9 protein-coding genes and 2 tRNA genes are annotated in these 14,920 nt (G+C 72.0%); 9 read left to right on the forward strand and 2 right to left on the reverse strand.

Features of this window, described 5'->3' with window-relative positions:
* Positions 1-731 precede the first annotated feature (731 nt).
* Entirely contained in the window at positions 732-1,316 is a 585-nt protein-coding gene (locus tag OG875_RS15980; protein WP_330174907.1) for a SigE family RNA polymerase sigma factor, read from the forward strand.
* Positions 1,317-1,572: 256 nt separating this feature from the next.
* Positions 1,573-3,225 (forward strand): long-chain fatty acid--CoA ligase, encoded by a 1,653-nt coding sequence (locus OG875_RS15985; RefSeq protein ID WP_330174908.1) that lies wholly within the window; start codon positions 1,573-1,575, stop codon positions 3,223-3,225.
* A 42-nt stretch (positions 3,226-3,267) separates the two neighbouring features.
* On the opposite strand, the gene OG875_RS15990 is transcribed toward OG875_RS15985, so the two are convergent.
* Positions 3,268-7,641 (reverse strand): response regulator, encoded by a 4,374-nt coding sequence (locus tag OG875_RS15990; protein WP_330174909.1) that lies wholly within the window; start codon positions 7,639-7,641, stop codon positions 3,268-3,270.
* 393 nt (positions 7,642-8,034) lie between these two features.
* Positions 8,035-8,493, reverse strand: coding sequence for an SSI family serine proteinase inhibitor (locus OG875_RS15995; RefSeq protein WP_330174910.1), 459 nt, complete (start codon positions 8,491-8,493; stop codon positions 8,035-8,037).
* A gap of 231 nt (positions 8,494-8,724) precedes the next feature.
* Here OG875_RS15995 and OG875_RS16000 point away from each other — a divergent pair.
* From OG875_RS16000 to OG875_RS16030, 7 genes are all read left to right on the forward strand, one after another.
* A tRNA-Ser gene (locus OG875_RS16000) sits at positions 8,725-8,815 on the forward strand.
* A gap of 199 nt (positions 8,816-9,014) precedes the next feature.
* Positions 9,015-9,087: transfer RNA gene (locus tag OG875_RS16005), tRNA-Arg, on the forward strand.
* 793 nt (positions 9,088-9,880) lie between these two features.
* Positions 9,881-10,687 (forward strand): hypothetical protein, encoded by an 807-nt coding sequence (locus OG875_RS16010; RefSeq protein WP_330174911.1) that lies wholly within the window; start codon positions 9,881-9,883, stop codon positions 10,685-10,687.
* 193 nt (positions 10,688-10,880) lie between these two features.
* Positions 10,881-11,882 (forward strand): hypothetical protein, encoded by a 1,002-nt coding sequence (locus tag OG875_RS16015; protein ID WP_330174912.1) that lies wholly within the window; start codon positions 10,881-10,883, stop codon positions 11,880-11,882.
* 421 nt (positions 11,883-12,303) lie between these two features.
* Positions 12,304-12,543, forward strand: a complete 240-nt coding sequence (locus OG875_RS16020) for a hypothetical protein (RefSeq protein ID WP_330174913.1) — start codon at positions 12,304-12,306, stop codon at positions 12,541-12,543.
* 236 nt (positions 12,544-12,779) lie between these two features.
* Positions 12,780-13,670, forward strand: coding sequence for a DUF2797 domain-containing protein (locus OG875_RS16025; RefSeq protein WP_330174914.1), 891 nt, complete (start codon positions 12,780-12,782; stop codon positions 13,668-13,670).
* Positions 13,671-13,844: 174 nt separating this feature from the next.
* Positions 13,845-14,756 (forward strand): amidohydrolase family protein, encoded by a 912-nt coding sequence (locus OG875_RS16030; RefSeq protein ID WP_330174915.1) that lies wholly within the window; start codon positions 13,845-13,847, stop codon positions 14,754-14,756.
* The last annotated feature ends 164 nt before the right edge of the window (positions 14,757-14,920 follow it).

The following is a 14,920-nucleotide window of genomic DNA, read 5'->3' on the forward strand; positions in this document are numbered from 1 at the left end:
GGATCCGATCGAGGGGTGAATAGCGTTCCGCGCGACGGCAGTTCGGGGCTGCCGCGCGGAACGTCAGCACACTCGGGCCTCGCGGCCTCGCGGCCTCCGCTTCCGGCGCCGATGCCGGGGGCTGCGCGGCCCGTGCCGACGGCACGGGGGAGGGGACGGCCGGCGCCCGGCCCGCCGCTCGTCGGCGGGGCACCGGGCCCGACCGCCGTGCCGGTCTCCGCCGTCGTGCACGCGGCGCCATGCCGCTCCGTCCCATCAAGGTGTACGGCTCCGAACACCCCCGCCCTCCCGTGGCGCGGCCCGCCCCGTTCCCACCTGCGGGAGCGACCGGTCCACCGGGTCCACCTCGTTCCACCCAGCGTCCTTACGACCGCCACCTCTCTCCGCACGACCGCGACCTCCGTCCGCCCTCCACCGCCCGCCGTCGAGCGGCGACCCACCTACCCACGGCTCCCGCCCGTCCGCGCGACGCCGTCGACGATCGGCGGCGGCCACCTCTCTCCGCACGACCGCGACCTCCGTCCACCCTCCACCCTCCGCCCACCGCCGTCCGCCGTCCGCCATCCGCCGTCGAGCAGCGACCACCCGCCCCGGGGGCCGACCCTGACGAGAAACCTCTGTTCCTCCATCTTCAGGAGGTGGAGCCACCACCACTTCTACTCCCTGAGGCGGACGTGGCTTCGGGACCTGGGGCCGATCCCCCGACCTGGGCCCGCTCCTAGCGTGGAGCCATGACCACGCCTGTCTGCACGAGCGCCTCCAAGGCCGCCTCGTATCCGCCGTATCACCCGAACTCGTACCCACCGGCGCACCCACCCGCGCCGTACAAGTCCTTCTCGTCGTACGTACGGGCGCGGGGGCCCGTGCTGCTGCGGACCGCGCGCTCGCTCACCGCCAATCCGAGCGACGCCGAGGACCTCCTCCAGACCGCCCTCACCAAGACGTATGTCGCCTGGGACCGGATCGAGGACCATCGCGCCCTCGACGGGTACGTCCGCCGGGCGCTCGTCAACACCCGGACCTCGCAGTGGCGCAAGCGCAAGGTGGACGAGTTCGCCTGCGACGAGCTGCCCGAGCCGGCCGGTCTGCCCGCGCCCGACCCCGCCGAGGAGCGGGTCCTCCACGACGCCATGTGGCGCGCGGTGATGAAGCTGCCCGACCGGCAGCGGGCGATGGTCGTCCTCCGGTACTACGAGGACCTGAGCGAGGTCCAGACCGCCGAGGTGCTCGGGGTGTCCGTCGGCACGGTCAAGAGCGCGGTGTCGCGCGCACTCGGGAAGCTCCGCGAGGACCCGGAGCTGGTGCCCGTCCGCTGACCCCGTCGCTCTCCGCCGACCCGGTCGGTCGGCTCCGGCGGCCGGCCCGACAAGCCGCTCCCGCCGACCCGCAGAGCCCCGTTCGCCGACCCGCGGGCGAGGCGACGGACCGGCGGTCCGCTCCGCAGCCCGTCTTTTCTACTCCCGGGTAGTGACATACCGCGCGGTATGTGCGCAGAATCTCCGCAAACCTTTCTGCCCACGCCGCGCCGCCGTCGCTCCGCGCCGGCGCCCCGGCGCCCATCGGGAGGACGCCGTGCTGAGCACCATGCAGGACGTACCGCTGACTGTGACCCGCATCCTGCGCCACGGGATGACCATCCACGCGACGTCGCAGGTCACCACCTGGACCGGGGAGAGCGAGCCACAGCGCCGCAGTTACGCCGAGATCGGGGCACGCGCGGCGCAGCTCGCCGGCGCCCTGCGCGACGAACTCGGCGTCACGCCCGACACCCGTGTGGCAACCCTGATGTGGAACAACGCCGAGCACGTCGAGGCGTACTTCGCGATTCCCTCCATGGGAGCCGTCCTCCACACCCTCAATCTGCGCCTCCCGCCCGAGCAGTTGATCTGGATCGTCAACCACGCCGCCGACCGCGTCGTGATCGTGAACGGTTCCCTTCTGCCGCTTCTCGCGCCGCTGCTCCCCCATCTGCCGACCGTCGAGCACGTCGTCGTTACCGGCCCCGGTGACCGGAGCCTGCTCGCCGACGGTGACACCGCCGCCCAGGTGCACGAGTACGAGGACCTGATCGCGGGCCGCCCCACCGCGTACGACTGGCCCGAGCTGGACGAACGCGCCGCCGCCGCCATGTGCTACACCTCCGGCACGACGGGCGAGCCCAAGGGTGTCGTCTACTCGCACCGTTCGATCTATCTGCACTCGATGCAGGTCAACTCCGCCGAGTCGATGGGGCTGACCGACAAGGACACGACCCTCGTCGTCGTACCGCAGTTCCATGTGAACGCCTGGGGCCTGCCGCACGCCACCTTCATGTCGGGCATCAGCATGCTCATGCCCGACCGCTTCCTCCAGCCCGGACCGCTCGCCGACATGATCGAGCGCGAGAAGCCCTCGCACGCCGCCGCCGTGCCGACCATCTGGCAGGGACTGCTGGCCGAGGTCACCGCCAAACCGCGCGATCTGTCGTCGATGACCCGCGTCACCATCGGCGGCTCGGCCTGTCCGCCCGCGCTGATGGAGGCGTACGACAAGCTCGGCGTACGGCTCTGCCACGCCTGGGGCATGACGGAGACCTCGCCGCTCGGCACGACGTCCAACCCGCCCGCCGGACTCACCCCCGAGGAGGAGTGGCCGTACCGGGTCACCCAGGGCCGTTTCCCCGTCGGCGTCGAGGCCCGGCTGACCGGCCCCGGCGGCGACACGCTGCCGTGGGACAACGAGTCGGCCGGTGAGCTGGAGGTGCGCGGCCCCTGGATCGCCGCCTCCTACTACGGCGGCGCCGGCGCCGAACCGCTCAAGCCCGAGGACAAGTTCAGCGAGGACGGCTGGCTGAAGACGGGCGACGTCGGCGTCATCAGCCCGGACGGCTATCTCACCCTCACCGACCGCGCGAAGGACGTCATCAAGTCGGGCGGCGAGTGGATCTCCAGCGTGGAGCTGGAGAACGCGCTGATGGCGCACCCGGACGTCGCCGAGGCCGCCGTCGTCGCCGTGCCCGACGAGAAGTGGGGCGAACGGCCGCTGGCCACCGTCGTGCTGAAGGAGGGCGCGAGCGCCGACTACGACTCGCTGAAGACCTTCCTCGCCGGGAGGATCGCCAAGTGGCAGCTGCCGGAGCGGTGGGCGGTGGTGGACGCGGTGCCGAAGACGAGCGTCGGCAAGTTCGACAAGAAGGTGATCCGGAAGCAGTACGCGGACGGGGAGCTGGACATCACCCGGCTCTGAGACCGGGCTCCGGACGTCGCACCAACCGACCCTCGGGGAGGGTCAGTTGGTGCCGATCTTCGCGAGCAGTTCGACGATCCGGGCCTGTACGTCCTCGCTCGTGGAGCGTTCGGCGAGGAAGAGCACCGTCTCGCCGGAGGAGAGCTGCGGCAGTTCGGCGCGGTCGATGCCGGTGGAGGTGTAGACGACCAGCGGCGTCCGGTTCAACTGGCCGTTCGCCCGCAGCCAGTCGATGATGCCCGCGCGCCGGCGCCGTACCTGCATCAGGTCCATGACCACCAGGTTCGGCCGCATCTGGCTCGCCAGCGTGACCGCGTCGCTGTCCGTCCCGGCGCGCGCCACCTGCATGCCGCGGCGTTCCAGCGTCGCCGTCAGCGCGAGCGCGATCTCCTCGCTCTCCTCGATCAACAGCACGCGCGACGGGTGCTGTTCGCTGTCGCGCGGGGCCAGGGCCTTGAGGAGTACGGCGGGGTCGGCGCCGTACGCCTCCTCGCGCGTCGCCTGCCCGAGCCCGGCCGTCACCAGAACCGGCACCTCGGCCGCGACGGCGGCCTGGCGCAGCGACTGGAGTGCGGTACGGGTGATCGGGCCGGTCAGCGGGTCCACGAACAGTGCCGCGGGGAAGGCGGCGATCTGCGCGTCGACCTCCTCGCGGGAGTGCACGATCACCGGACGGTAGCCGCGGTCGCTCAGGGCCTGCTGGGTGGAGACGTCGGGGGCGGGCCAGACCAGCAGCCGGCGCGGGTTGTCCAGCGGCTCGGGGGGCAGTTCGTCGTCGACGGGCCGGGGCTGGGGGCGGTTGGCGACCTCGACCGCGCCGCCGGGCCCGTCCAGCGGCTGAGGTCCTTCGGCGCCGTCGTCCGGGGCCCCTATGGCGTAGGCGCGGCCCTCGGAGTGGGGGCCGTGGCCGAGTGAGCCGCCCTGGCCGCCGTGGGAAGGACCGGACGGGCCGGACGGACCGTTGGGGGGTGCGGGGGCGGTGCCACCGGGGGCGGGCGCGGAGCCCGTACCCGCTCCGGCGCGACCGTCGGCGCGTACGCCGGTACGGGCATCGGCGTGCGCCTCGGACCTGGTGTCGGGGGTGGCGTCGTCCGGCTCCTGCGGTGCGGACAGCCTGCGCCGGCGGCCCGCGCCGAGCGTCTGGTTCTGCTGCTTGGTGATCTGCTGCGAGAAGGGCACGCCCTGCCCGAGCGTCCGGACACTGAACGCCCGTCCCTGCGTGGAGTCCGCCGGAACCGGCTCCTCCTCCGGCATCGGCTGGGCCGGGGGCAGCGGCTGCGCCACGCGGGCCTCGCCCGGCCCGCTCCCGGCGGCCGTACCGGCGACACCGGCCGCACCTTCCGCACCGGCCGTCTCCGGGGCGGAGCCTCCGCCGTCCTGGGCGTGCTCCGGCGCGTTCGCGTGTCCGCCCGCATGGGCGGCGTGGGCGTGCGGGTTCGCGTGTCCGTTCTCGGCCTGCGGTACGGCTCCGGGCACCGGCCACGACGGCTGGGCACCGGGAGTGCCGACCACTCCGGTCGCGTCCGGCATCACGCCGACCGCCGAGGCCGTCGGCATGGCGGGCGCCCAGCTGTTGGGGTCCACGGGGGCGGAGGGGGCGGGCATGCCGCCCGGGGCCTCCGGCGTGAGCGCCCGGCGCGGGGGACCGGCGTGCGCCGGAGCGCTCGTACCGGCACGGCGCTGGTCCGTCGCCGGTGCCGTGATCGGATGCGGCTTCAGCGGGGTGTGATCCGCGTGAGGGTCCGACCGTACGGACTCGTGCCGCTCCGCCGGTGAGGTGCCCTGCCCGCCCGGTCCGCCCCGGGGGCCGGGCACCGGAGCGCGGTCGGCGTCGGCGGGCGGGAGCGCGAACTGTGCGCGGGCGGGCGCGGCCTCACCGGCGGGCGCCTGCGCGGGCGCGGGCCGCTGCTGAGTAGGCGCCAGCGCACGCCGGGGCCGGCGAACGGCCGGTTGCCCTTGGGCGGGCACGGGGTGCCCCGCCTGCGGAGGCACCGGGGCCTGCGGGGCGGTGCCCGCCGAGGAGGGTCCGGAGGGCAGGGCCGGGAGGGCGTTCTGGCCGCCGTGCCGGGCCCGGCGGCCCGTACCGGCCGCCTGCTGCGCGGGGTGCGGTACGCCGCCGGGCGGCACCGCCTGGCCGAGCGCCGCGCGCCCGGTCGGGTGCGCGCCCTCGGCGGCCGTCACGACCGACCCCTCGGAAGGAACGGGCGCGACGGCGGGGGTGTTCCGGGACACGGGAGGCACCTGGGACGTGGGAGGCACAGGGGACGCGGGGGCCACCGGGGAGCCGGCCACCGCGAGTTCGGCGCCCGGTCCGGCCCCGGCTCCGGCCGCGCTCTCCGCCGGACTGGGCCGGCCGCGCCTGCGGCCCGTACCCCCGCCGGGAACACCTCCGCCGATGCTCTCGCCCGGAACCGAGCCCGCAACCGCACCCGAAGCCGAGCCCGCAATCGCACCCGAAGCCGAGCCCGGTCCCGCGCCCGTAACCGCGTCCGAACCCTGGTCCGTGCCGGATCCGTCGGAACCGCCGTTCCCTGGAGCCGCCTCCGGCCTGGCCCGCCGCCGCCCCGTCGGCTCCGCGGGCTCCTCACCCGGAGCCCCCAGGAACGCGTCCGTGGACGACCGCCGCGCCCGCCGCCGCCCGCCGCCAGGCCGGCCGGAATCGCCGGCCGCCTCGGCCACCGGCTCCTGCTGCGCGGGCGCCTGACCCTCCTCGGGCGCGGGCGGATGGAACGTGCCCGACCCCTCCCCGAGCGGTACTTCGAGCACGTACGCGCTGCCGCCCATGCCCGGCATCTCGTGCGTCTGCAACACGCCGCCGTGCGCCCGTACGATCCCGCGCACGATCGGCTCGTGCACCGGATCGCCGCCCGCGAACGGCCCGCGCACCTCGATCCGTACGACATCCCCGCGCTGCGCCGCCGCGACCACGATCGTGGAATCCACGTATCCGCCGCCCGCGACCACCCGCGTCCGGCCCGTCGAGTCGACCCCCGCCACGTCCGCCGTGAGGTGCGCGAGCGCCGTCGCCAGCCGTACCGGGTCGACCTCCGCCTCGATCGGCGGCGCGTGCACCGCGAACTGCGCCCGGCCCGGACCGATCAGCTCGATCGCGCCCTCGACACCGGCGGCAACGACCCCGTCGAGCAGCACCTTGACCTTGGTCAGCGACTCCAGGCCCTCGTCGAGCCGCTGGTAGCCGAGGACGTTGTCCACCAGCGTCGTCATCCGCGCGTAGCCCGCCGCGAGATGGTGCAGCATCTGGTTGGCCTCGGGCCACAGTTGCCCGGCCGGGTCGGCGGCGAGCGTCGACAGCTCACCGCGCAGCTCCTCCAGCGGGCCGCGCAGCGCGCCGCCCAGCACGGCCGTCAGCTGGTGATGACGGCGGGCCGTGTCGTCGTACCGCTCCGCCAGCTCCTCGATCTCGGCCGCGTAACGGTCACTGCGGTCCGCGAGTTCGGCGGTGTGCCGCTCGACGGCCTCGGCCAGCTCCGCCTCATGGCGTTCGACGGTCTCGGTCATCTGCGCCTCGTGACGCTCGACCGCCTCCTTGAGCTCCGCCGCGTGCCGCGCTGCGGTCTGCTGGGCCTCGCTGGTGTGCGCCTCGACCAGTTCCTCGTAAGGCCGCCGGTCGGTGAACGTCATCACCGCGCCGACCAGCTGCTCCCCGTCCCGTACGGGCGCGGTGGTCAGGTCGACGGGAACCTGCTTGCCGTTCTTGGCCCACAGCACCTGCCCGCGCACCCGGTGCTTGCGGCCCGACCTGAGGGTGTCGGCGAGGGGCGACTCGTCGTACGGGAACGGCTCGCCGTCCGCGCGCGAGTGCAGGATCAGCGGGTGCAGCTCCCGGCCGCCGAGATCGGTGGCCCGGAAGCCGAGGATCTGCGCGGCGGCGGGGTTCACGAGAACGACGCGGCCGTCGGTGTCCGTACCGACGACGCCCTCGGCGGCGGCCCGCAGGATCATCTCGGTCTGCCGCTGCGAACGTGCCAGCTCGGCCTCGGTGTCCACGGTCCCGGAGAGATCGCGGACGACGAGCATCAGCAATTCGTCGCCGGTGTAGTTGTGCAGGTCGTTGTACGCCTGCCGGCCGTCCTCCAGATTGGCGCTGGTGACCTCGACGGGGAACTCGGTGCCGTCGGTACGCCGCGCGACCATCCGGGTCGGCTTCGTGAGACCGCGCTCGTCGGCCGCCTCCGGGCGGCGCATCGAACCGGGGATCAGGCGCGGGTCGAACTCCGGCAGGAGATCGAGCAGACCGCGCCCGACCAGGGCCGTACCGGGAGTCTCGAAGGTTTCGAGGGCAATGGTGTTCGCGTTGACGACGGTGCCGTTGCTGTTGACGAGCACCAGCCCGTCGGGAAGCGCGTCAAGTATCGCCGCGAGGCGAGCAGCGCCTCGGGATGGCCTGCTGCTCACGACGACGCTTCCTCCCTGACCCACTGCACCTTGCGGACGGCCGGTCCCATCTTGCCCCTCGGATTCTCAGCCTGTCACTGAAGGGAGTCTAAGGGCTGGGAGCGGGGGCGGAGCAGCGGATGAGGGGGAGCTCTCACCAAGGTTGTGTACGAAGGCGGTACGCACCCCCCTGCGCACCGCGCGTGCCCCGCCCACGCCCGGCGCGCGCGCCGGGCGGCCCGCGCGTATGCCCGCTGCCCGCGCCCTGCGCTCCGGGCCCCGCGTCCCGGCGCGGTCGTGAGGACAGGGGCGGGGCGTACGCGGGCCCAGCCCCGGCCGCAGGCGTGCGCGGATCCAGCCCCAGTCACGGGCGTGCGCGGATCCAGCCCCAGGGACGGCGGGGTGTACGGGAACTCAGCCCCGGGCGGACGGGAGCACGGGGACGAGGTTCTGCCAGCGGGAGATCTCGCAGCCGTTCTTATGGCTGAAGGTCGCGTCGATGTTCCGCCCCTGCCACGTTCCGGTGATCCGGGCGGTCGCGGGCCCGCCCATCTGCATGGTGCACATCTGGCCCTCGGGCACCGGCGCGAAGGGGTCCCCGCCCTCGGCGGCGATCTCGTCCAGCCGCGCGCAGGCGGACCTGGCGTCGGCGTGCGTACCGCCGGCGGGCGCGCAGCTCAGCTCGTACGTCCCGTCGGCGCGGGCGACGCCCGTGTTGGCGACGGTCACGATCAGCCGGTCCTCCTGCTCCAGGAAGGAAGGCAGGGGCAGCGGCAGCGGAGAGGCGATCGCGGTGGGGGCGAGGGTGACGGCGGCGAGCGAGACGGCGAGGGCGGCGGTGGCGATGGCGGTGAGCGAGGGACGACGCGACACGTGAGCTCCTGACGGCAGATGATTCCGGGGGCCCGACGGTGCGCGCCCGGTATCACTAACGCCCGGGAGGCCGACTCGTTGCGCGCCGGCACGGGGCGCACGGGCGCATGAGCGCGAAGAAGTGCTTTGCCCTGCGGGCTTCCCGCCTAGTACCGTGGGCGGCGATTGGTGACACCGCACTCGGCTGTGTCATCATCTGACACGCACCACCCGCGCCCGCGCGGGTGTGCTGGAGGCGTCGCCTAGTCCGGTCTATGGCGCCGCACTGCTAATGCGGTTTGGGACTTAAATCCCATCGAGGGTTCAAATCCCTCCGCCTCCGCGCACCGATCACCGAAGCCTCGGCCACCGGCCGGGGCTTCGGCCGTTACCGACCACTGCGCCGACCGCCACTCGGGCAGCTTTCGGGAAGTTTCCGCAGCTCAGACGCGGTCCGGCCAATGGATTTCACCTGGCGCCGCAGGTCATGTAATGTTGTTCTCGCAACGGAGACGGGCCCAAAAAGCCCGGTAGCACACCAAGCACTCGTAGCTTAACGGATAGAGCATCTGACTACGGATCAGAAGGTTGCAGGTTCGAATCCTGCCGAGTGCACAGCAGGCGAGAGGCCCCGTGGAGGAATCCACGGGGCCTCCGGCGTATGCCATGACCGCAGGGCGCGGTCGCGCACCCGGGTGGCGGAGCCACTCGCCGGTGGTGTGCGGTCGGCCGGGGGTACGCCCGTGGGGATGGCGATTCCGCGAGTCAACTCCTCCAGGCGCACTGCCGACTTCGTGATTGTGTGCGCCCCACGAGCGAGGTGGCGGGTGCACGGTCCAGGCCGCGCGGCCGGCGGGCGTCTCGCCTCGTGCGCTTGCCCGTGGTCCGGCTCGAGGTGCTCAGAGCCAATGCAGTCGCAATCGGGGCGTTTTGGATATTCCCGCCAAGGTCGGCCCCGGAAGGGTCGTCGGCTCGGGTGCGTAAGGCCGGTCGGTGCGGTCTGCTCGGTCCAGGAGGAGTCCTCCCGCATCGCCGTTCAGTCCTCCGGTGGCGGCCGGGCGTCCGAAGGCCGGTCGAGCCGGCGGGGTTCGCGCGTCGGGCGCCGAGCGGTGCGGGCGTGGGCGGCCGTGCGGCTGGTTCCGTCGGATCGGAGTCCACTGCGGATCGTCGCGCCGGTCGAAGAATTCCCGGACCAAGTGCACGATCTGCCCCTATCCTTTTCGGTGACCGGCGGCGACGACACAGGGGGCGGAATGGAGCCGACCGAGGAATCTGGCGCACCAGCCTGGGGGCAGCTCAGGGCCGGGCTCACCATTGATGCCTTGCGGGAGGCGGTGGAAAAGTCCGGCTACCCTCTTCAGAGCACCATATTTCAGCTGCTTCAGCAGAATTTCAAGGTGCAGCAGGAATGGGGATTCAGGGATCGGATCTCGGGAGACATGCGATCGATCTGGTCGCCACAAGGGAACTGTCCCAGCCCGCCCCCGAAGAGTCCCGCATTCGACCGACTCTGACCGTGATGATCGAATGCAAGCAGTCGGATCTCCCGTACGTCTTCTTTTCGACCAGTTCGGCGCCCTGGCGACTGGATCTCCCCACGGTGTGCGGCCTGGGAGCCCAAGAGGTGGTCGTCACGACAGACAGCAATCCCACGTCCTGGCATTTTTCCGCCATGGAGGCCCTGGATCTCACCGGACATTCGTTTCACGGGGTCGAAGGGTTTTCGATCGTAAGCAAGTGTGCGAGGAAGGGGCCGCGCCTCGAACTCTCGGGCACCGACGCCTACAACGGCATAGTCATGCCACTCATCAGCGCCACGACTCACTTCATCGAAGCTTCGCGACCACCGTCGACCGCCCATTGGTTCGATGCCTATCTGGTCTGCGCGGTTGCCGTCGTGGACGCGCCGATGATTGTCACTACGAATGGCCCCTCCGGCCTCGAGCTCGAAGCCAGGCCATGGTGCAGGCTCTTCCGGCACGAGCCCAAGGACTACGGCGAGTTCTTAGGAGAAGTGGGAAGGCACCTCGCGGTCGACGTCGTCCACAAGGACTTCGCCGCCCAGTACTTCACCGACCACTTGCTGCCGTTCGCTGAGTACTTCTCCGCAGGGGCTTTGCGGAACAATGAAGTCCTCGCCACCGGCCAGGGGTTCATCGCAGGGCACGAGTTTGACCTCTCCGCGGGTCTCAGGGACTTCTTGCAACCCAAGTAAGTCCGAGCCGGAGCCCACACAGCCCGCCGGAGCGGCCGGCACCGTTTCGGGTTCGAGCCGACGAGGGCACGTGGGGTGGTGCTGTTCCCTCCACCGGCGTGGCTGGGGCTACGGAAAGCGGAGCTGTGCCTAACTCTCTGTCAGGAACGCGAGAGTCGCGGGCCACGGGGGGCTTTCCGGTGGAGGTTTGAGGGTGTCACGTCAGCGACAGAAACTCGGCGTACTTGCCGTCGCGGCACTGATTCTGTTGGGGCCCTCGGTCCCGTCGGCCGCTTCTGTTCCCTCGGTCGCCGGGGCGGCTTCCTGGTCGGTCGGGAAGAACGTCCAGGGGCGGGCGGCAGCCCCGGCGGTGGACGAGGATCCCGGCTTCGCGAAGCGGCGCCAGGAGGCCCAGGCGAAGGGGCTCATCGACTCGGACGGGCGGGTTCCGGGGAGTCAGCGCCTGGGGCTCCGGGCGTGGCCGCGTGATGACACGGGTTACCGCGTCCAGGAGCGGGACCTGGCGTTCCTCGGGCTGACACGGCGGCAGGTCGACTGGTGGCGCCGCTTCCAGGCGCCGCTCGGTACGACTCCGCGGCAGTTCAAGGACATGTCGTCCTCGCTGTACCGGGCCCTGTGCGGCGGCTGTGAGCGCCCGGAGGAGTACGACGTACGGCTCCAGGGTTCGTGGGCGTTCTTCTTCTCCGGGCGGCACAAGGACTTCCCGACCGAGCAGGAGCTGGCGGGACAGCCTGTGGCGCTTGAGAGGTTCCGGGAGTGGATGGGTGCCGCACCTCCCGCCGAGCGTCCGGCACGCCGTCCGTTCGACAGCCTCTACCGGCTGGGAGCGCTCGACGAGAAGGGGATGCCGGTCGGACCCAGTGACGGTGACTTCCACCTCTCGTCCGATGTGATGGTCGAAACGGCCCGGCGGAAGTGGGACGAGCTGAAGAACGCGGGGAAGCTCTCCGAGGCCGATCTCCGCACGGGGTTCTTCCACCAGAAGTACCACTTCGTGAACCGGACGGCGGTTCGGGAGGCGTTCCCGGACCTGGCTCGGTGGGCGACCGTGTGGAAGGAACGACTCGGTCGCGCCGTCGCACCGTCGGTCTTCCCCAGCGCCGGGCCTCCCGACAAGTCCCAGGTCGGCAACGGGGTGTCCACGCACTACCGGGACTCCGACTGGGTGGTGCCGTTCCCGGTACGGCGCGGCTGAGGGAACCGAGCTGAGCTGAGCTGAACTGAACCGAGCTGAGCTGAGCTGAACTGAACCGAGCTGAGCCGAACTGAACTGAACTGAGCCAGAGGCCCCGGACACAACCGTCCGGGGCCTCTGGCGTGGTGTCGAGAGGCCGGCGCCCACGTGACGGCCGTACGGCGGGGACCCGGGAGCCGGTCGGGAGTCGGCCGCGAGACCGCCGTACCGGCGAGCGGGCGGCGGAGGACAAGGGGTGGGCCCACGCGTGGGGTTGGGTCCGGGGTTGGGCCTTGGGGCCCATGCCCGGGGGGTGGTGGCCGCCATATGTTTCTCATGTCGCCAGCGAGACCGGCCAGCCGGAAGGCCGAAGAAGCGGGTGACACCAAAGACTTGAAGGAGTCGGCCGGTATCGGCCGGCCGACACATAAAGGGGAATCTCATGTCGAACGTCACGCTGAAGGCCGCCACCAACGCCAAGCTCTACGTCGGCTCCTGGGCGAACACCGCTGTCACCGCCATGAAGCGCCGCAGCGACAAGGGCCAGGGCGCGGTCGAGTACGTCGGCGTCATCGTCCTGGTCGCCCTGATCATCGCCGCCATCGTCGGCACCGGTGTGGACGAGACCATCGCCGACGGCCTGACCACCACCGTGGAAGAGATCCTCGGCGGCGGTGAGTGATCCAGCTCCACCCCCTTACGCGACAGGGCAGGCCGCATCCATCCCCGGCCAGGATGGTGGCGGACCTGCCCTTTTCGCATGAACGCGTACGGTTGTACTCCGCCGGTGACCAGCCCGGGGCGTGACCGGCGGACGATACGGCGGATACGGCAGGGGCCGCGGGTACGGCGGAGCCCGGGGACGTTGACGCCGACACACGTACTCGACCGCGGACGACGAAGTGGGGAGAGCGCCGAGTGCCTCGGGGATGGCGGTGTGCCGGGCTGCGGTGGAGCCCCGACGGGGCCGCGCTCGTGTGGCGTGACGGCGCGCGCGAGAGGATCAGCGCGCTCGCGTACGGGCGGGAGCTCGCGTTCCGGGCCATCGGCGCGCGGCACTGCGCCGGAGTGCGCGGGCTGGACTGTCCCCTCGGCCCCCTCGGCGCCTCCGTGAGCGGGCGCAGCACCGGCGGGCAGTGCCCGGACTGCGCGCGGCTCGACCGGTCGCGGTCGGTGGCCGCCGACACCGTCGCGGACGACCCCCGGCCGTACACCGTCTATCTGGCCTGGTTCGGCCCCGGCATGGTCAAGGTCGGGATCACCGCCGAGGCGCGCGGATCGGCGCGGCTCCTCGAACAGGGCGCCGTGGTGTTCACCCTCCTCGGGCGCGGCCCGCTGATGGCGGCGCGGCGGACCGAGGAGTTGCTGCGTACGGCGCTGGACGTGCCGGACCGGGTGCCGTACGCCGCGAAGCGGGCCGTACGCGCCACGCTGCCGGCGGACCCGGTCGAACGGGCGGCGGAGGTAAGGGAGTTGTACGGGCGGGCAGTCGCGCTCAGCGGCTGGCCGGAGTCGCTGGAGCGCGCGGCGCTCGAACCGGTCGACCACGTGCACGTGTTCGGGCTGGCCGGAGCCCCGCCCGCGACCGGGGTGATCGGTGAACTGGTCGACGGCGGGCGCGTCGCCGGGCGGCTGGTGGCCGCCGCCGGGCCCGATCTGCATCTGGACCGGGGCGACGGCGCGGTGCTCGTGCTGGACACCCGGCTCGTGCGCGGCTGGGAACTCGCGGCGGCGGGGGACGGTGAGGTGACCGTGCCCGTACGGGACCTGGCGGGCACCGACCCCGCCGTACAGGACGGCCTCTTCTGACCAGCCTGCCCCTTCCGACCCGCCTGCCCCTCCGTCGGGTATCTTCCGAAGTCGCTTCCAACCTCGCGCGCGCCCCCGGACCACCCCTTCCCCAGCCCCCGATGCCTCCGTCCCCGGTGCGTCAACCTCCGGGCGGCGCTGGACAGTACGTCCTCCGCCTCCGACAGTGGAGGGATGGATGATCAAGCAGCGGCGGAGATCGAGGCCGTACGGGAGTTCCGGGAACGGCTCTCGCTGCCCGGACTCATCGACGTGCACACGCACTTCATGCCCGACCGCGTCCTGCGGAAGGTGTGGGCGTACTTCGACAACGCCGGACCGCTCACCGGCAGGGAGTGGCCCATCACCTACCGGCAGGAGGAGGACCAACGCGTCGCTCTGCTGCGGGCGTTCGGCGTGCGCGCGTACACCTCGATGCTCTACCCGCACAAGCCCGGCATGGCCGACTGGCTCAACGGCTGGGCCGCCGGGTTCGCCGCCCGCACGCCCGACTGCCTCCAGACCGCGACCCTCTTCCCGGAGGAGGGCGTGGAGACCTATGTGCGCGAGGCGGTCGAAGGCGGTGCGCGGATCTTCAAGTCCCATCTCCAGGTGGGTGGTTACGACCCCAACGACAAACAGCTCGACCGCACCTGGGGGTTGCTCGCCGAAGCCGGAGTGCCGATCGTCATGCACTGCGGTTCGGGGCCGCAGCCGGGCAAGTTCACCGGGCCCGAGCACGTGGGGCGGCTGCTCGCGCGCCACCCCCGACTGCGGTTGGTCGTCGCGCACATGGGGATGCCGGAGTACACGGACTTCATGGACCTCGCGGACCGGTACGGCGGGGTACTCCTCGACACGACCATGGCGTTCACGGACTTCAGCGAGGGACTCGCGCCCTTCCCGCCCGGCCCGGAGGCCAGGGCCCGGCTCGCGGACCTGGGGGACCGGATCCTGCTCGGCTCGGACTTCCCCAACATCCCCTATCCGTACCTCCACCAGCTGGAGGTCCTCGACGGGCTCGGACTCGGCGACGACTGGACGCGCGCGGTCTGTTACGGGAACGGTGTCCGCCTCTTCGGTCTGGACACCCCCCGGCCCCAGTGATGAACTGGTGTGCTGTTCAAGGGCGTTGGCAGGGCGTTGGCAGCGCACGCGCGACGGCCACCAGGAGCGGAGAGACCCGGGAGGGGAGCGTGACGTCGTGAAGCGGATGCCCCAGCCGCCCGCCCGGAGAATCCGGGAGTCCGGGCGGCGGGTTCCGAGAGGAA

Origin of the sequence: Streptomyces sp. NBC_01498 (assembly GCF_036327775.1) — a bacterium.
In the GTDB taxonomy this organism is placed as follows: domain Bacteria; phylum Actinomycetota; class Actinomycetes; order Streptomycetales; family Streptomycetaceae; genus Streptomyces.